Below are 17081 nucleotides of genomic sequence, written 5' to 3'. Positions count from 1 at the left end.
TGCCGCTCAAGCGGCCTGAACTGGAATGGAATGGCTTGAGTGCGTTATATTGTTTTTTTCGTCAAAATACACCAATGTCGGCTTAAAAGCGTCCAGTTCGTGCTCATCCATTTGCGCAAAGGTACAAATGATAAGCAAATCGCCCGGGCAGGCCTTCCGCGCGGCGGCACCATTGACGGAAAAAATACCGGAACCCGCTTCGGCCCGAATCGCATAGGTGGTAAAACGCTCACCATTGTTAATATTATATATCTGAATTTGCTCATATTCCCGGATACCGGCAAAATCCAGAATATCGCCATCTATCGCACAAGACCCTTCATAGCCTAATTCGGCATGGGTTACAGTTGCGCGATGGAGCTTTGCTTTTAGCATGGTTATCTGCATTTTCTTGAAACTTTAGTCTTGGGAATAATTCATTTTACCCGAATTGATAGCAAGCCTCAATTTTTGACCATTTCCGCATCAATAGCCGACAGCTTGTCGGTATCCGGGGTTTTCTGAATCCAGACCTGCGTTGGATAGGCGAACTCCAGGTTGTTTTTCTTTAAAATTTCATCCAGTTTGAACAAAATATCTTCCTTAACCGCCAGCCATTCCGCCCAGTTGACCGAACGGGAAAAACAATAAATCAAAATATCAATGAAAAAATCGTTAAATCGGTCTAAAAATACCAATTGTGTCGTTTTTATGCCTTGTGAATCTTCCTGAGAAGAAAGTTTAAAATGCCGACGTTTAACAATATTTTTTTGCTTTGGGTTGGCTATTCCGGGGTGTTCCCGCAACAGACTTCGAATATCCTCTAAAGCTTGGCGAATATCATTCATATCGCTTTCATAGGTGACGCCGATATACATTTTGATGCGCCGCCCTACGGCCCGACGGTTCCAGTTTTTAACGCTGGAGACAGATACCTGCGCATTGGGAATCGTGATCAAAGCATTATCAAACGTCCTGATCGTGGTACTGCGCAGCCCTATCTCCGCGACAGTGCCCTCCACCTCGCCAATCTGCACCCAATCCCCCATACTGTAGATATTGTCGAACAAGATGGTAATACCACCAAAGAAGTTAGATAGCGTATCTTTTGCCGCCAATGCAAAAGCCAGACCACCTAGCCCCAAAGTTGACACAATAGCCGTGACATTGATACCAAAATGGCTCAAACAAATGGCAAGTACGGTGACCAAAATCAGGCCTTTTATGATTTGAATCCCCAGATTGAACAACTCTTTACGGAGGGCCTTATTGGTTCGGCTGATACGACTGATATGTATTAGAATGACGCTGTCGAGAATTTTGAATAATAACCAAATGATAAGTAGACAATAAATGACAAAGGTGATTTTTTCGATAACTGGCCTGAAATCGGTGCGATAGAAAAATGCATTGGTCGCCAGATCAATCCCAAAAAACACCAACAACGCTCGGGCAGGTTTGCGGATTTCGTGGTAAATTAAGGTTTGGTTTTCTGCACCTTCATCAATGATATATTTTTCAATACACCAACTGGTGCATTTAAAGACAAAAGGATAAGAAAAATAAACCAATAAGATAATGGCGACAGAAACCCCGACACCGCCTACATCGATATTCAATGCAATCAACTTTCGATTGGCTTGCTTGGCCCAATCAAATTGATTGATATAACTGATAACAGAAAACAGGGATAAATCCTGAAACCAGTGGGTTGTCACAATCTGCCGCGGATTACTGATGGCAAAATCTAGAATGTCCTGATAAACCCCATTGACCGCTTCAAATTCGGCCAGTTTTGCCTGCATCTCGGCGGCAACCTTGCTTTCAAGTGGCTGCAAATGCTCAGGTACCTTTAATGTTTTATTCAGCGCCCGGCTTTTTTCCAATAATTTTTGTGAATAGGAAACCAGCTCTTCTATGTCAGCATAACTATTTGCTGCATTGTTTAAATAATGCAGATATTTGCCAATGGCCTGCCGCGTATTTGCCGCTTCCAGTTCCGCCTTATCGCGCAACACGGCCAGTTTATTGCCGAGTTTTTGATTGACCGCAATCCTGGATTTGAGAAAATTACGGCGTTTCTCGCTGACCCCTTTAGGTAAAACCAAATGAGAAGACTGCTTGACCTGTTGCATTAAGGTTGCCAGCAATTCTGATTGTCGCTCCAATGCCTGGTTGATAAGGGCTTCATCTTTTTCCTGATTAAGCTGCATTCTGTTTTGTTCAAGCTGAACAATAATATCGGCTATTTGCGGCGCGGCAAGCACCTGCCCCACAAAAAAAATACAGCATAGTAACAACCCTGTTCCAGCTATTTTTTTTAACATCTACAACCTGTTTTTGTTTTATTTCCAGAAAATCGCGAAAAGCGCAAATTATCAATGAGCCTGGGTTTTCCTAGCCAGGCTGCCACCAAAATAACCAGATCTTGATCGTCCGGGTGCGCAGGTTCCAATGTCTCTGCATTGCACAACGCCAGATAATCCAGCTTGAAGCCAGCCTGTTGCAGGTGCGTTTGTTGGGCCTGAAGAATAGCTTCCGTATCAGCCTCCTGCCTTTGTATAGCATCCCGCATCTGACACAAGGCTTGGTACAAACGCGGCGCAATCGCACGCTGCTCCGGCGTCAGATAACTATTGCGCGAACTCATCGCCAGTCCGTCCGGCTCTCTGACAATCGGCGCCCCGACAATCGAAACCGGAATATTCAAATCCCGGACCATCTGCCGGATAACCGCCAATTGTTGATAATCCTTTTCACCAAAAACCGCACTATCTGGCTGAATTAAATTGAAAAGCTTCGCCACAATCGTCGCCACGCCATCAAAGTGCCCAGGGCGACTGGCGCCACACCAGCGTTCTGCAAGCCCTGTAACGTGAAGACTAACCTGTTGCGCCCCTGGATACATTTCAGCCAGTGACGGTATAAAAGCCAAAGCGACACCACTTTCCTTAAGTTTTTCAATATCCTCGGCTTCTGTCCGGGGGTAGCTTTCAAAATCTTCCCCTTGTCCGAATTGGGTTGGATTGACAAAAATACTGACCACGACCCGCTCGGCCTGCTGCTGGGCCATAGTCACCAGTTGCAGATGACCGGCATGCAGATTACCCATAGTCGGCACTAGACTTATTCTATCGCCTGCCTGACGCCAGCCTGTCAAGACTCGCCTTAACTCAGAAATAGTTCGAACAACTTTCATCAATAGCAATGCTCTGGCGCTGGATAGGTTTGCTTTTTAACAGCCTGCCGATATTTTTTAACCGCCTCTAAAACACTTGCAGAGCCCGTCATAAAATCTTTAAAAAACTTAGGCTTACGCCCGGACTCAATATTTAAAATATCGTACAGCACGAGTACCTGTCCATCACAATCCAGTCCTGCACCGATGCCAATAACGGGAATTTCAAGCTGTCGGGTGATGGTTTGCGCCAATGCCGCCGGAACACACTCCAGAACCAATAAACTAGCGCCCGCCTGTTCAATATTGAGCGCATCCTGAATCATTTGTTCGGCCATTTCTGATACTGTCCCTTGAATTTTATAGCGGCCTAACTGATTGATCGATTGCGGCAACAAGCCTAAATGCCCGCAAACCGGTATGCCCTGAGCAACCAGACAGCTGACGATGTCAGCATGCGCGCCTTCCAGTTTTACCATCTGTGCGCCACCTTGCTGCATCAAGCGCGCCGCACTCTGTAATGCCTGTTCCACCGTGCTGTAGCTCATAAAAGGCATATCACTGATGACAAAAGCACGGCGCCGCCCGCGCGTTACACAACGGCTATGATAGACCATATCATCCAGCGTCACAGGAACGGTGCTGCTATTACCTTGGATCACCATACCTAAGGAATCGCCAACTAAAATAACGTCAATCCCGGCTTCATCCAACAGCGCACTAAAGCTCGCATCATACGCCGTCAAACAAGCTATTTTTTCACCCTGCTGCTTCATTTCAGCTAAATGATTAACCGTCAAAAGCCTGCGTTCGGAATTTATCTTATATGGATTCATGCTGGCAACCTGCAGAGCCCATTTAACGGACAGGCAGCAAGTAATTGTGCCAATGTACCCTGTCCTGGAATCACTAAATCAGACCCTGCAATTTCTTCTAAAGGGTACAGGACAAACGCTCGCTCGGCGATGCCGATATGCGGAATAATCAAATCAGGCTGCACAATATGTTGATCGCCATATAATAAAATATCCAAATCCAGTGTCCTTTCACCCCAGCGTCTGGCCCGCACGCGACCATGCCTATTTTCTATTTCCTGCAAAGCGTGTAATAGCGCCATTGGCGACAAGTCGGTCGTGATTTTCATCACTGCATTGACATAATCAGGCTGGTCTTGTGGGCCCATTGGCGCACTGCGATAAAGAGAAGAAAATGCACATTCAGCCACCTGCGGCAATGCTGCAATTTCTTTTCGGGCTGACTTTATCTGCGCTTCAGGTTGCTCAAGATTGCTCCCTAAGCCGATATACACTTCTATTTCAGCTTGTGCCTTCATTGCTCGGTCTTTTTCTTGTTATCTGTACGAAAATGGTTGCGCCTTCTGCGACGCCCTTTTCCGGTTTTTTTTGCCGGTTGAGTCATCCGTCGCTGCTCAGCTTCATCGGCAAACTGAAATTTCGTCCACCAGTCGACCAAAGCCTGATCTGCTCCGCCTGTTTCAGCGCGTAACAATAAAAAGTCATAAGCCGCTCTGAAACGGGGATGTGCCAATAAGCGATAAGGCCGGGTGCCAGTACGTCGATTAAACCGCGACTGCAAAAACCAAACATCACGCATTGATTGAGTGAATCTTTTTGGAATGGAGACCACTTTAACCTGCTCGCTCAAGACCTCATTCACGGCCTGCTGCCAGGCATTGATTTCACTCTCCCCTCGCTGCAACTTTTCTTTCACCCGATCCTGCAAAGGTTCCCACAAGAATGCCGACAATAAAAAATACGGCGTCACCGACTTGCCACGGGCAATCCTTTCGTCTGAGTTTTTCAGCGCTCTAGCGACAAACAAGCGTGGAAATTCACTCTCTTGCTTTGCCAGACTCTGCTCTGTTGCTGGAAACAAAATTTTGAACAAGCCATAATGGCGCAACATTTCAAAAGTCTGCACACCATAGCCTGATAAAAATAGTTTTAAAACTTCATCAAACAAACGTGCGGCCGGAATAGCCTCCAATAAATAAGCCAGCGTATGAATGGGCTTTTCTGTTTCAGGAGAGATTTTAAAACCGAGTTTAGCGGCAAATCGAATGGCGCGTAACATCCTGACGGGATCTTCACGATACCGAACTTCCGGGTCGCCAATCAATTTCAGGACAGCCTCGGCATGATCCTGCATGCCGCCGGTATAATCGACAATGGAAAAGTCGCGAATATTGTAATACAAGGCATTGACAGTAAAATCACGTCGCCAGACATCCTCTTCAATCGTGCCAAACACGTTATCCCGCAACAAGCGACCATCTTCATGCACACGCAGTAGATCGTCCTGCTCACTTTCATCCCCCCTGAAGGTGGCGACTTCGATAATCTCACGACCAAAATAAACATGCGCTAAGCGAAATCGGCGGCCTATCAAACGACAATTTCTGAATGCCGCCTTGACCTGCTCTGGCCGCGCATTGGTCACAACATCAAAATCCTTAGGTTCACGGCCCAACAGCAAATCCCTGACACAACCGCCAACCAAATAGGCATCAAAACCGGCTTTCTTCAGTCGATATAAGACTTTTAGCGCATTGTCACTGATCTGCGCCCGAGAAACATTATGTTCCGAACGTGCATAAATCTGTGGCACATGATTTTTACTATCCCGTCCATTTGTAGAGGGAATGAATCGTTTGAAAAATTTTAAGATGGTATGTTCCTTTTTTTTATCGCCCACTGTACTTGTGTGATTTTCGATTAGACGCACCTATTATACCTTGAGCCCTTGCTCTAGCCCAGCCGACGCTTTCTTTTACATTTCCCTTTTTTATATAGTAAAATCTTTTAAGTTTACTCGAACGTAGGTCTGCTATTTTAACAGACTGCAAGTTTAAACCGCCCTGAACCCGCATTGATGCGACAAACTCAGGACAACATCATTCATTCAGATTAGCCGGGGATAACATATGTTAAAAAAAATCATTGACGGTCTCATTGACCATCCACTATTAGCCAGTCTTTTCGTTGTTGATCTCGCCATATTGCTCTTACACAAACCCCCTTTTATCTTCGCCCTGATTATGCAAGGCGGTTTGGTTGCAATAAGCATGTATCTGGGACAAAAACTGGCGCCATTTAAAGATTAAGTGAAATACACAACCGAAAAACCTGGTCCTACTTCTCCAAAACCAACACCAAGACCAGGTTTTTTTCGCCGCCTAGCGGCTATGTTTTATGATGCCATTTTACTACTGGCCATCCTTTTTTTAGCCACTGCAATTGCCTTACCCTTCAATGGCGGCAAAGCCTTTACGCCCGATCAATACCTTTATCCCGCCTGGCTATTTTTGGTCAGCTTCCTGTTTTATACCTGGTTCTGGACACACGGCGGCCAAACATTGGGGCTGAAAAGCTGGAAAATGGTATTACATACTGAATCAGGCAAAACTATCGGCTGGCCACAAGCCTGCATTCGTTTCTTCAGTGCACTGCTATCCTGGGCCTGCTTGGGATTGGGTTTTTTATGGATTTTAATCGACCCGGAAAAACAAGCCTGGCACGACAAGTTATCTGGAACGAAGCTCTCTTTGAGCGAAGAACAAAAATAAGCCGGGCCGTATTCAAAATATTGCCCGGCTTAAACAAGCTGTCACACAACGTTTCCGATATTAACGTGCAACTTGTTTACAGTTAACCGTAACATTGACCGCCTGACAACGGTACTTGCCGGTATAATCGCCACCGCATTCATCACAAACAATTTTACCTTCATCAATGACTTTATCCAGCGTCCAACCATAACCCATATTTTCACAAAGCAAATTGGAGTATTTCTTAAAGCGGCTATAACCTTTGAATGAATCCGGCTTCTTTTCAACCTTTTTAATTGCCACTTCTTTGTCTTTACACCCCGGGCTAGGTTTTAAGTCACCGGTCACTTCCTTATAATTCCATTCGTCCACGGCCAGCGCGTAACTCAAACCGGAAAAACTCATCAGCAGGCTTAAAACAATTAATTTCATTTTCATTCTATTCACCCTTCATTCACCTTTACGTTATTATTATGCTGAATAATCACTTTATCATTTTAATCCTTACAAAAAAAGCGTTTATTCATAGCTCATTTCAATACCGATAAAATTTAAGTTATCATAAGCTTTAACGCAATCACACAAGGTACAACACCATGAAAAAAACAATAAAACACCTAACCACTTTACTCGCCTTCGCCGTACTCTCTAGCACAGCCAATGCCGAAGTCAAACTGGAAGATAATTCTAAAATTGTAGGAAAATGGCATGTTTATGCGGCAGCACCCGCACTGCACAAAGAAAAACGCGCACAAGACTCTATTTGGGAATTTAAATCTGACAATACAATGACTGTCGAAGGTAAAGACGTCGTCAGCGGTCGTACAGGGATGATGAGCATCAAACTTAAATACTCGATTGAAGATGGCAAATTAAAAAGACAAACGGCACCAGGGCGTGAGAAATACGAAACCTGTTCTTTTTACGAACTTACCGATAACGAAATGACATTGAAATGCACCTATTTGTATTATTTTATGAAAAAACAATAGGGGCTGTTGCCATTTCACATAGGTAACCATAAAAAGGCGCAAGCCAGAGCGATAGAGCCTTCAAAATTTCGTTTGAGTTTGTCATATCGCGTGGCGATCGCTCTGAAATGCTTAAGTCTTGCAAACACATTTTCAACGAGATGGCGATATTTGTAGAGACACCAATCCATTTCATCATTTCCCCGAGTTGAATTCTTTTTTTTCTTGGGATAACAGGAACAGCCCCTTTGTCTTTAATTTGAAGACGTAATGCTTCACTGTCATAGCCTCTGTCAGCAACTATATAGTCACCTTTTGGGAGCTCTGCAACTAATTTCGGTGCTTCTTTACAGTCATGAACTTCGCCGCCTGTCACTGAGAAATGAATAGGAAGACCACAGGCATCAACGGCCATATGAATTTTACTGGTGTTCCCGGCGACAGATTTCCCTATCGCTGTTTCTTGTTCACAGGCCGCACCACTACTATGCTGATGTGCTTTCACAATACTCCCATCAATAAATTCCCATTCCAGGTCTGGATCAACAACCAAGGCGTTAAAAATACCCATCAGTTTTTCTTTACGAGACCAGTCATTGAATCGTTTATATACCGCATTCCAATTACCAAAAGCCGTGGGTAAATCTCTCCAGGGACAACCTACTCGCAAGCGATAAAAATACCTTCGACTGTTTTTCGAAGACAAGGTTTGTCATAAATTCCCATTTTCAACATAATTATCTTCAGTTTCTCCCAAAGTTCATCCGTAAGCAGTTGTCGCGGCATAGTTTGCTTGTTTTTGAGTCAAAATAAACAATCTATGTGGCGGAGTTATTGAATTTCAAGGGGGATTTTCAAAACGGCAACAGCCCCTAATTCAGATCTACTTATCACATAAAAAAGCCCGGACATTTCCGGGCTTTTTTATGTGATATCCGAGTGCTCTCCTCGCCAAAAAAAAGGCCCGCTAAAGCAGGCCTTTTCCTCATTCTCGTTCTAATCGGTTGAATTACAACTGGATAGAAGAAGTAGAGCTAGAAACTTTTTGTTTTGAACCATCTGGATCATCCATACAACCTGTCAGGCCGACAATCATTAAAGTCATAGCTAAAAGAGACAATACTTTTTTCATAACATCCTCCAAAAAAGGTTTTTATATTTATTTAATGTACTATTGGTTAAGCACGGGTATTTTATATCACGGCCGTAGTTTTGAATCAACACCCTTTTTTACAAAACATTGATATTTTTTGGCAAAACAATGTCAACCTCCCTACCCTGCCATTTAGCCGTGCCAATCTCCCGCCAATCGCCTGAAAAGTTTTGTTTCAACAAGCCTTTACGCCAGACTACGGGTGATGATATTTTTTTCATTTTGATATGAAAAACCGTCTTGTCTAAATCAAGACCGGATTTGATACCCCAGAAAGCCGTCACCTTCATGATAAATTTTTTCAAACGCTGGTTATCGATATTCGGCGTCACCGCAATATTGGCCCACATCGAATGCACGCGACCCCAGTTTGGCGCCAGAATTCGGCCATGTTCGTCAACAAACGGCAACCAATGCTCCTCAGTTTCCCCTTCCTTTTGATAGGTAATCGCAATAATATGCTCATAGCCGGCAAAATGGTCATGCAAATACAATGCATGCGGCGTAATCCCTAAAAACGCCTGCGACAACATGATCAAATTATTGCTGATGCCAGACAAAAGGCGCGTCACCGGCGATTGCTGCAAATCGACATGCAACCGATACAGCAGGCCATAATGGATTGTTGTATTCAATTGCAGCAAGAAAATCAGTATCAATATTTTAGACAAACGATTGATGACACGCCGCGCTTGTTTTGGCTCAGAACATGTAAACCACCGATCATAAAACGTTAGACCCGGTTTAGAAGTAGCGATTTCACAGCCTTCCCCGCAATCGACCCGAAGCCGATTATCCGCAATACGGCGATATATCATAGAGGCTAGCACGTGAACACCCGGCGCCAACAGCAGCCAGCCGAAAGGTGCGGTATAACGCATGGCGATTAGAATACGCGCATAAGTATCGACTCCGGCATAAAGCTTTCCCTGTGTATCTAAGGCATACAGGTCTTTTAGTAGCTGTTCTGCCTCAATCGCTTTCAATTCAGGGTAATGCTTAGCCCAGCTTTGCGCACCCTTAAAATCGACACAGGAAAACACATCGAAATGATTCAAAATCAAAACGGTACGATTGCATAAGGGACATAGCTCATCATAAAACACTATCAATCGCGGTGTTTTTGCCGTCAACCACGCCGATAAAGCCCGGTACCAGAAAAATGGCGCAACCAACACATAGCAAATCAACATCCCCAATCCAAAAGGGTAAATATTGAACGTCAGTGTAATCCCCAAATGCAAACCCACACCGATAAAAAAATAAAGTGGTCGTAAAAGGCGATAATGCACCAGAAAAACAAAGCTGAACTGAAACAGAATAATGGTATAGCCAATCAGTTTTTGCAGCCATTCCTGATCAAGCAGCCATTGCATATCCAACGCAGAAACGTAATACGGCATAGATGACGGCAACCAGGCGCCCAAACCGTTACGCCAATGCTCGGCAAACATCTTATGCACAACCGAATCGAAATATAAAAAGCCCAAGCAAATCGTAACCGGCAACACATAAGCCAAACGCGAAACAGTCTCCTGTGGATACTCCGAATAATGTTTAAATGGCATCGCCAGTTTTTTGCGTAATTGATCCAGCGAAAACGCCTTATCAATCGGCATAAAAATCAGAAAAAAATTGACGCCAATCATGAACAAATCAAATCCACCATCAAAATCTCGCTGCATCGGCGTAAAATGAACAAACACAACCCAGAATAGATAATTGGCGATAATCATCGGCTGACTACGATAGCCCAATACCACACAGGCTGCGACAATGGCCCAAAGGCACAGAAAAAACGGGATCATCGGAAATTCGACATCCATATAAGGTATGGGGTCGAAAATGAGATGATTGAAATAGAGCAGAAACAAAACCTCTTGCAAGGTCACCAAGCCAAACAACAGCCTGAACAAACCAACACCACTCGCCGGAGCCGGTTGAAAATAAAGCTGTGAGATTTTAGAACGGAGAAATGGGTACATACTTTTACGCGCTCAGAAAAAATGTACAAATTATAAGGGAATTGGCATGGAAAGCATTATTTTGTCGCGAATTTCTGCATGTACATCAATTACCAGATTGATCGCCTCTGCTGTGTTACCAACCTGTAGCGCGTTACATCACGCTAAACAAATTATTGCAACACAGCCCAGATATTCGGACAATACGGTCTTAAGCAACCCACAGGAAGCGCTTTAATGATAAAACAAAAAATACGTGATTTTATTTTTCGAGAACTGGTTTTTGTCGATAATCCCGCCCAATTTTCCGATGATGACGATTTGCTTGAAGCCGGTTTAGACAGCATGGGCATCATGCGCTTGATTATGTTTATCGAGGACCAGTTTGGCGTCACATTACCGGATAACGAAATTGAGCCGGATAACGTCAAAAGCTTCAATGCCCTGGAAAGTTGGATTTTGCGGCACAAAAAACCATGAGTCAGAACAACGCAGCGATTATCGAAGGCCTGAACCCAGCCGACAGTTTTACCTTAGCGATGGATCAAGAAATCCGTAATGATGGCCTAGCTGGCAGCTATGGCTGCTTTGCCCTGGAGCTCGATCAATTCCCAAATATCGAAGAATTAAACCATCGTATTCGGTGTTTTTTTCAGCAATTTCCGCTTGCCAACGCCCGTCTGGAACAACGCGGACGGCGCTTTTATTGGTGTAAAACCGACCAAGCACCGACGTTTTTAAGCCAGCATAAATTAACAGACAATGCCAAAGATGAGTCGGTATTCCATCACCACACACTGCTTGAGCTGGTCAACGAATGCAAGCCCAGAGAAACCCTGCAACCGATTTCCTTTCATCTCATTTCAAGCCCCAGCCAACACACCTTTTTCTGTCGCTGGATACACCCTTTTTGCGATGCCCGGGGTGCGGATTTGATTTTGCAATATCTCTGTGCCGCAGATGACAGCACGCGTCAGAAATTTGGGCAACCCGCCAGCCGACCGCTGGTTAATCTGCAACTAGACAAATTCTGCTGGTGGCAAAAACTAGGCCTGTTATTGAAAGGTAAACGCTATATTGACCGGCTCGATAACCTCAAAAGCATTCAGCCGTTTCCAATCAAAAAACCGGCCCAACAATTGGACTTTGCCATTCACCGACTAACCGAAAAACAAACTAAAACCATCCAAGCCTTATCCCGTAAAACCTGCGGCCTAACCGGCACCAGCCTGTATTACATCGGCTGTCTGATGCGGGCTTTAGAGCGACTTAACCCAACCGCTGAAGGTGAGGCCTATTGCACCCCCTACGCCTTCAATCTACGCAAACAGCGAGCGCTGACACCCGTCACCGGCAACCATGTCTGCGCCTTGTTTGCCCAGGCTCCGCGTGACATCGTAAAAGACCGGAATCAATTATTCACTTATTTAAAACAGCAAAACCAACAGGTGATACGCCAACAACTCGATTATGCCTTTTTGCCGCTGATGTGGGCGGGCAGTTGGTTATCGCTAGAAGAATACGGAAAAACTTTGCGTCTTTCTTATGGCTCCGGCGAAGAACGTAGCTCATTCTGGTTTTCAGATATTGGTAACATAAACCTACCGGATAATGGCTTTCCCGGTGCAAAAATTGACACCATGTTCCACATCTGCCAGGTCACATCACCGCCTTCGCTCGCTTTTTTAACCGGCATTTATCAAAACCGCTTAAATTTAAGCTACAACTTTGTCAAACCGGCGGTATCGCCAGCGCAAATAGATACCTTGCATCAACTGCTTGTCGCTGAATTACTGGATCAATAGCCGATGTCTTTGCTGGAAGCTATTACCCAACAATGCCATAAAACCCCAAATAAGATTGCGCTGCAAGATGCGAAAAGCCAACTCAGTTATGCCGAATTAGAACAGCACCTGCGTCATTTAAGCACCTTGTTCAAACCTGGCCAACGCATTGCCGTCGCTATGGATCGCGGCGTTGATGCCGCTAGTGCTATTCTGGCCATTGTCTATGCTGGAGCGTGCTATCTTCCGTTGGATCTCAAAAACCCTGCTACCCGCTTGCGCTATATCCTCGAAGACGCCCAGCCTACTGCCGTGATTGGATTCGGTGACAAGCCCGACTGGCAACCTAACAGCATCACCTGGCTGCCGTTCCAACTGCCGGCACAACAACACGCTCTTTATCCGGCCGACCCCGAATCGATTGCCGCCATTCTTTATACCTCCGGCTCAACGGGCCATCCTAAAGGCGTCGCTCTCAGCCATCGCGCTATGCTAAATTTTGCCGACTGGGCCGGAGACACTTTCACCTTGTCTTCGACCGATAAGGTCGCCTCGCTCGCACCGTTTCATTTTGATTTGAGCGTGTTTGACCTGTTCTCTAGCTTAAGTCGTGGCGCAACGGTCAGCTTTGTCCCTCAAGCATTAACCCTGTCGCCCAGCCGCCTAAGCCAATGGCTAGCTAAACAGGCCATCAGTACCTGGTACACCGTACCCTCATTATTGTCTTTTCTAGTCTTAAAAGGCGACCTAGCCAACACGCCGCTGCCGCAATTGCGGCAAATTCTGTTTGCTGGCGAAGTCTTCCCCACTGCCACCTTAAAAACGCTAACTGACTTATTGCCCCAAACCGCGTTTTATAATCTCTACGGCCCAACTGAAACCAATGTCTGCTGTTACTGGCCGGTGGATCGCACACGCTTAAGCGATAACCGCCCCATTCCCATCGGCATCGCCGCCGCAAATGCTGATTTAAAAATCGCGCCGGACAATAGCGAACTCTGGGTAAAAAGTGCCAATAATTTTTCCGGCTACTGGCAACAAGGCAAGCTGAACGCCCCCAAATTAAAAGCGGGCCATTATCCCACCGGCGACAAAGTGTCATTAAACGCCTGCGGCGAATATGACTATCACGGCCGCTTGGATCGAATGTTAAAATGCTCAGGCTTTCGCGTGGAACCGGCCGAAATTGAAGCGGCCATTCTTCGTCATCCACATGTCGCCCAATGCGCCGTAATTGGCATTGCCGACCCAACCGCCGGCCAACGCCCGGCTGCGGCACTGGTGTTATCACAAAACACAGCACTGACTGAAATCATACAGCCCTTGCGCAAACGCCTGCCCGCCTACATGCTACCCAGCCAGATTAAAATTGTCGACCGTCTGCCGTCTTTAAACAGCGGCAAAATTGATTATTCCACACTCACCGAACTATTTAAATGATGCACACACCCAGCACAGACTTGAAAGCCACCCGCCAACGCCTACAAACTCTGGGTCAACAAAACTTGTTCAAACATGCCATTGCCCGTGATGCAGGCGGGCTAGGCGATAATTTTCAGGATTTAGTCCAGATACACCGGCAATTGGGCCAGACCAGCCTCGATACCGGCCTGATTTTATCGCTCAACGCCCATCTGTGGGGTAGCCTATTTCCGCTACTTCATCACGCCAGCGATACCCAACGTCACTATTTTGAAAAATTGCTGACTGGCCAATGGATCGGCGGCCATGCCATTACCGAACCGCAAGCCGGCTCAGACCTGACTCGGCTAACCTTGAACGCACAGCGCACCGATAGCGGCTTTCTACTCAATGGCCATAAACGCTTTATTACCAATACGCCGATAGCCGACATGCTGATTGTTTACGCTCGGCTCGATAGCCGCCTGAGCGCATTTATTGTAGAAAAGGACGACCACGGTGCCGAATTTTGTCACGGCCCCAATGTTGAAGGCTGCAAAAGCGCGACCATGGGTGATGTCATACTCAAAAACTGCCTTATTCCTGAGCAGCGCCTACTCGGTAAAGCCGGCGCCGGTAACCTGCTCATTCAGCAGGCGCTGGAACTGGAACGCGCCTTTATATTCGCCGGCATCAGCGGCATCATGGCCGAACAACTCAAATGCGTCATCGACCATAGCCGCAAACGCCGCATAAACGGCAGCCATCTCGGTAAAAACCAGGCCATTAGTCATAAAATTGCCGATATGAAACTCAGGTTAGATACCTTGAACCTATGGCTAGAAAAATGCGCACACCTAAAAGACAGCCAACAGCGCATCACCCTAGCCAGCGCCCAAACCAAGCTGTATGGTGCCGAAAGTTTTGTCGCCTCCAGCCTCGATGCCGTGCAAATTATCGGCAGCGCCGCCCTGCTTGGCGAGCAACCCTTTCTGCGCTGGACTAGCGACGCCCTCGCCAGTCGCCTGTTTTCCGGTAGCTCGGAAATCCAGAAAAACATCATCGCCGCCCTACTCGGCACCGGTGAAGGCTATCGCTTACCCCCCGAACACCCATGAAACAAGACCGCAATTTCGACAGCCTGATCGACCGTTTTGACCGAAAAGTCTATGCCACAGACAAAGGCCAATGGCGACTCAAGTTGTTAAAAGAAGACCTATCCGTTTTACAGCAAGGCCCGCCGCTTGACATCTGGGATGCCGGTTGTGGTTTCGCCCAAATCAGCCAATGGTTTGCAGAAAATGGCCATCGCCTGCTGCTATGCGATATTTCCAAAAAAATGCTGGCGCGGGCACAAGATCGGTTTGAACAGGCCGGTCTACACGCCGAATTTCATCATCGCTCGGCACAATCTCTGGCCGCCGACATCGGCGAATTTGACCTGGTCATGTTCCATGCCGTACTAGAATGGCTGGCCGACCCTTTGCTGACGTTAAAAACCATCGCCAACAAAGTCAAACCCGGAGGCTATTTATCGCTGCTGTTTTATAACCGCAACGCCATGGTTTACAGCAATGCGCTAAAAGGCGGCTGGCGGCTGCCCAATCTACTCAATGACAGCTACATCGGCAAAGGCCACAGACTAACGCCACCCAATCCTCAATATCCGCACATCGTGCAGGAGTCCCTGGCCGAGATGGGGTTTAGCATCCACCAGCACACCGGCATCCGCATATTCCATGACTACCTCCCTCCCGACGCCCTGGCACAAACCGACAAAAACCAATTATTCCAATTAGAATACCGCTACTGCCGTAAGCCCACTTATCGGGATATGGGGCGTTATGTGCACCTGTTAGGGCGGAAAGACACATAAAAGTGGACTCATCGTTGTCAATTGTCGGCATTTAGACGCTTTCACGTTATGCCTTGTTTTTTATAACTATGGTATAAATCCTGCTTTAACCCTACTAAGTATTCTTAAACGGAGACAAAAAATGAAAAAAACACACCAAGGGTTTACGTTAATCGAATTGATGATTGTGGTGGCTATTATCGGTATCCTGGCCGCCATCGCTATACCGGCCTATCAACAATACACGGCTAAAGCCAAGTTCTCAGAAGTCATTACCGCCACTACTGCACTCAAAACATCTATTGAAATCTGTGCCCAGGCTGCCGGCGGTTTAGCCTCCTGTGGCAATGAAAGCACAGATGCCCCGATACCTAAAGCTACTGCCGCCAGTGCTGCTAATGGTCAATATGTCAGTACTGTTACAATCAACGCAGATGGCGACAAGATTACAGCAATAGCAATCAATAATAATGGCTTAGAGGGTGAAACCTATATTCTTAATGCCAGTTACAACTCCGGTGCGGTGCATTGGACCTTAGATTCTGTCAATTCAAGCTGTTATAACAAAGGCTATTGTAAATAGCGGATAAAAGTGACCATTTGCGTCACTTTTTGACAAAAAGAACACCCAAAGCCCATCTATCCTCTATCGCACCCAAGTAAAAACAACAACTTACAACTGGCACGCTATCTGCTTAAACACCAGTAAGGCAGCACTATTTGCCGACTTTTCCAAACTCAAGAGGTAGTCATCATGAAAAATACACAACAAGGTTTTACATTAATCGAATTAATGATCGTCGTTGCCATTATTGGCATCCTGGCTTCAATTGCTATCCCGGCTTATCAACAATACACAGCAAAATCAAAATTCTCTGAAGTGGTTCTGGCGACAGCAGCTGTTAAATCAGCCGCTGAAGTCTGTGCGCAAACGGAAGGAGATTTAAGCTCATGTTCTTCTGACCCTGCTGTAACAACAGCTGCCACAAATGCGACAAATGGCCAATACGTCAACAAAGTATCTGTTAAGTGGTCAGACCCTACATTCAAAATTACTGCAACTGCTGTCGGCTCAGCTAGCAAGGCAGAAAAAGGTCTCAAAGGTGAAACATATATTCTAGATGGAACATATGCTTCAGGCGCTGTAACATGGACAGTAAATTCATCAGCTACTTGTTATTCAAAAGGTTATTGTAAATAGTCTGCTAGCTTAGACTTTACAATAAAA

Annotated in this window: 19 protein-coding genes and 1 pseudogene; 10 read left to right on the top strand and 10 right to left on the bottom strand. The window is 45.9% G+C overall.

Features of this window, described 5'->3' with window-relative positions; genetic code table 11:
- Positions 1-6 precede the first annotated feature (6 nt).
- From panD to pcnB, 6 genes are read right to left on the bottom strand one after another with little or no spacing between them, the layout of a single operon-like run.
- Positions 7-387: an aspartate 1-decarboxylase gene (gene panD / locus JEU20_RS09180; RefSeq protein WP_198245216.1), complete on the bottom strand. Its 381-nt coding sequence runs from the start codon at positions 385-387 to the stop codon at positions 7-9.
- 56 nt (positions 388-443) lie between these two features.
- Entirely contained in the window at positions 444-2306 is a 1863-nt protein-coding gene (locus tag JEU20_RS09175; protein WP_198245214.1) for a mechanosensitive ion channel family protein, read from the bottom strand.
- On the bottom strand, positions 2300-3178 hold the full coding sequence (panC, locus tag JEU20_RS09170; RefSeq protein ID WP_198245212.1) for a pantoate--beta-alanine ligase: 879 nt from the start codon (positions 3176-3178) through the stop codon (positions 2300-2302). The genes JEU20_RS09175 and panC overlap by 7 nt, the downstream gene beginning before the upstream one ends.
- Positions 3178-3993, bottom strand: a complete 816-nt coding sequence (panB, locus tag JEU20_RS09165; RefSeq protein ID WP_198245210.1) for a 3-methyl-2-oxobutanoate hydroxymethyltransferase — start codon at positions 3991-3993, stop codon at positions 3178-3180. The genes panC and panB overlap by 1 nt, the downstream gene beginning before the upstream one ends.
- Entirely contained in the window at positions 3990-4490 is a 501-nt protein-coding gene (gene folK / locus JEU20_RS09160; RefSeq protein ID WP_198245208.1) for a 2-amino-4-hydroxy-6-hydroxymethyldihydropteridine diphosphokinase, read from the bottom strand. Before folK ends, panB begins: the two co-directional genes overlap by 4 nt.
- Positions 4487-5872, bottom strand: a complete 1386-nt coding sequence (pcnB, locus tag JEU20_RS09155) for a polynucleotide adenylyltransferase PcnB (RefSeq protein ID WP_198245205.1) — start codon at positions 5870-5872, stop codon at positions 4487-4489. Before pcnB ends, folK begins: the two co-directional genes overlap by 4 nt.
- Positions 5873-6101: 229 nt before the next feature.
- Here pcnB and JEU20_RS09150 point away from each other — a divergent pair, with 229 nt between their 5' ends.
- The gene (locus JEU20_RS09150) at positions 6102-6281 is read left to right on the top strand and encodes a hypothetical protein (protein WP_198245203.1); all 180 of its coding nucleotides are present in this window, start codon (positions 6102-6104) and stop codon (positions 6279-6281) included.
- The gene (locus tag JEU20_RS09145) at positions 6282-6743 is read left to right on the top strand and encodes an RDD family protein (protein ID WP_281066808.1); all 462 of its coding nucleotides are present in this window, start codon (positions 6282-6284) and stop codon (positions 6741-6743) included.
- A 60-nt stretch (positions 6744-6803) separates the two neighbouring features.
- Here the strand turns inward: JEU20_RS09145 and JEU20_RS09140 are convergent, their stop codons facing one another.
- The gene (locus JEU20_RS09140) at positions 6804-7163 is read right to left on the bottom strand and encodes a hypothetical protein (RefSeq protein WP_198245201.1); all 360 of its coding nucleotides are present in this window, start codon (positions 7161-7163) and stop codon (positions 6804-6806) included.
- Between the two features lie 158 nt (positions 7164-7321).
- Between JEU20_RS09140 and JEU20_RS09135 the strand changes: the two genes are divergently transcribed.
- Positions 7322-7717, top strand: a complete 396-nt coding sequence (locus tag JEU20_RS09135) for a hypothetical protein (protein ID WP_245395167.1) — start codon at positions 7322-7324, stop codon at positions 7715-7717.
- A 14-nt stretch (positions 7718-7731) separates the two neighbouring features.
- Here the strand turns inward: JEU20_RS09135 and JEU20_RS09130 are convergent.
- The 3 genes and pseudogenes from JEU20_RS09130 to JEU20_RS09125 all read right to left on the bottom strand — a co-directional run bounded on the left by JEU20_RS09130 (position 7732) and on the right by JEU20_RS09125 (position 10834).
- Positions 7732-8482 (bottom strand): annotated as a pseudogene (locus JEU20_RS09130) (IS5 family transposase).
- A 223-nt stretch (positions 8483-8705) separates the two neighbouring features.
- Positions 8706-8828: a hypothetical protein gene (locus tag JEU20_RS15505; RefSeq protein ID WP_281066807.1), complete on the bottom strand. Its 123-nt coding sequence runs from the start codon at positions 8826-8828 to the stop codon at positions 8706-8708.
- A gap of 98 nt (positions 8829-8926) precedes the next feature.
- Positions 8927-10834 carry a DCC1-like thiol-disulfide oxidoreductase family protein gene (locus tag JEU20_RS09125; protein ID WP_198245199.1) on the bottom strand — a complete coding sequence of 636 codons (1908 nt, stop codon included), beginning with the start codon at positions 10832-10834 and terminating at the stop codon, positions 8927-8929.
- Positions 10835-11050: 216 nt separating this feature from the next.
- On the opposite strand from JEU20_RS09125, the gene JEU20_RS09120 reads away from it, so the two are divergent.
- The 7 genes from JEU20_RS09120 to JEU20_RS09090 all read left to right on the top strand — a co-directional run bounded on the left by JEU20_RS09120 (position 11051) and on the right by JEU20_RS09090 (position 17054).
- Positions 11051-11293, top strand: coding sequence for an acyl carrier protein (locus JEU20_RS09120; RefSeq protein WP_245395166.1), 243 nt, complete (start codon positions 11051-11053; stop codon positions 11291-11293).
- On the top strand, positions 11290-12618 hold the full coding sequence (locus JEU20_RS09115) for a hypothetical protein (protein ID WP_198245197.1): 1329 nt from the start codon (positions 11290-11292) through the stop codon (positions 12616-12618). The genes JEU20_RS09120 and JEU20_RS09115 overlap by 4 nt, the downstream gene beginning before the upstream one ends.
- Before the next feature lie 3 nt (positions 12619-12621).
- The gene (locus tag JEU20_RS09110; protein ID WP_198245195.1) at positions 12622-14037 is read left to right on the top strand and encodes an amino acid adenylation domain-containing protein; all 1416 of its coding nucleotides are present in this window, start codon (positions 12622-12624) and stop codon (positions 14035-14037) included.
- Positions 14034-15116: an acyl-CoA dehydrogenase family protein gene (locus JEU20_RS09105; RefSeq protein ID WP_198245193.1), complete on the top strand. Its 1083-nt coding sequence runs from the start codon at positions 14034-14036 to the stop codon at positions 15114-15116. The genes JEU20_RS09110 and JEU20_RS09105 overlap by 4 nt, the downstream gene beginning before the upstream one ends.
- Complete coding sequence (locus JEU20_RS09100; RefSeq protein ID WP_198245191.1) at positions 15113-15874, top strand: methyltransferase domain-containing protein; 762 nt, start codon at positions 15113-15115, stop codon at positions 15872-15874. Before JEU20_RS09105 ends, JEU20_RS09100 begins: the two co-directional genes overlap by 4 nt.
- 121 nt (positions 15875-15995) lie before the next feature.
- Entirely contained in the window at positions 15996-16436 is a 441-nt protein-coding gene (locus tag JEU20_RS09095) for a pilin (protein WP_198245189.1), read from the top strand.
- Between the two features lie 171 nt (positions 16437-16607).
- Positions 16608-17054 carry a pilin gene (locus JEU20_RS09090; protein WP_198245187.1) on the top strand — a complete coding sequence of 149 codons (447 nt, stop codon included), beginning with the start codon at positions 16608-16610 and terminating at the stop codon, positions 17052-17054.
- Positions 17055-17081: the final 27 nt, after the last annotated feature.

Origin of the sequence: methane-oxidizing endosymbiont of Gigantopelta aegis (genome assembly GCF_016097405.1) — a bacterium.
In the GTDB taxonomy this organism is placed as follows: Bacteria; Pseudomonadota; Gammaproteobacteria; order Methylococcales; family Methylomonadaceae; genus Methylomarinum.
Note: the sequence above shows the minus strand (reverse complement) of the source record. Positions and strands in the feature narration are given on the sequence as shown.

Bases quoted from the DNA above. Each gene is read 5' to 3' on its own strand.
- panD (WP_198245216.1), bottom strand. From the start codon at position 387: ATGCAGATAACCATGCTAAAAGCAAAGCTCCATCGCGCAACTGTAACC.
- JEU20_RS09175 (WP_198245214.1), bottom strand. From the start codon at position 2,306: ATGTTAAAAAAAATAGCTGGAACAGGGTTGTTACTATGCTGTATTTTT.
- panC (WP_198245212.1), bottom strand. From the start codon at position 3,178: ATGAAAGTTGTTCGAACTATTTCTGAGTTAAGGCGAGTCTTGACAGGC.
- panB (WP_198245210.1), bottom strand. From the start codon at position 3,993: ATGAATCCATATAAGATAAATTCCGAACGCAGGCTTTTGACGGTTAAT.
- folK (WP_198245208.1), bottom strand. From the start codon at position 4,490: ATGAAGGCACAAGCTGAAATAGAAGTGTATATCGGCTTAGGGAGCAAT.
- JEU20_RS09150 (WP_198245203.1), top strand. From the start codon at position 6,102: ATGTTAAAAAAAATCATTGACGGTCTCATTGACCATCCACTATTAGCC.
- JEU20_RS09140 (WP_198245201.1), bottom strand. From the start codon at position 7,163: ATGAAAATGAAATTAATTGTTTTAAGCCTGCTGATGAGTTTTTCCGGT.
- JEU20_RS09135 (WP_245395167.1), top strand. From the start codon at position 7,322: ATGAAAAAAACAATAAAACACCTAACCACTTTACTCGCCTTCGCCGTA.
- JEU20_RS15505 (WP_281066807.1), bottom strand. From the start codon at position 8,828: ATGAAAAAAGTATTGTCTCTTTTAGCTATGACTTTAATGATTGTCGGC.
- JEU20_RS09125 (WP_198245199.1), bottom strand. From the start codon at position 10,834: ATGTACCCATTTCTCCGTTCTAAAATCTCACAGCTTTATTTTCAACCG.
- JEU20_RS09120 (WP_245395166.1), top strand. From the start codon at position 11,051: ATGATAAAACAAAAAATACGTGATTTTATTTTTCGAGAACTGGTTTTT.
- JEU20_RS09115 (WP_198245197.1), top strand. From the start codon at position 11,290: ATGAGTCAGAACAACGCAGCGATTATCGAAGGCCTGAACCCAGCCGAC.
- JEU20_RS09110 (WP_198245195.1), top strand. From the start codon at position 12,622: ATGTCTTTGCTGGAAGCTATTACCCAACAATGCCATAAAACCCCAAAT.
- JEU20_RS09105 (WP_198245193.1), top strand. From the start codon at position 14,034: ATGATGCACACACCCAGCACAGACTTGAAAGCCACCCGCCAACGCCTA.
- JEU20_RS09100 (WP_198245191.1), top strand. From the start codon at position 15,113: ATGAAACAAGACCGCAATTTCGACAGCCTGATCGACCGTTTTGACCGA.
- JEU20_RS09095 (WP_198245189.1), top strand. From the start codon at position 15,996: ATGAAAAAAACACACCAAGGGTTTACGTTAATCGAATTGATGATTGTG.
- JEU20_RS09090 (WP_198245187.1), top strand. From the start codon at position 16,608: ATGAAAAATACACAACAAGGTTTTACATTAATCGAATTAATGATCGTC.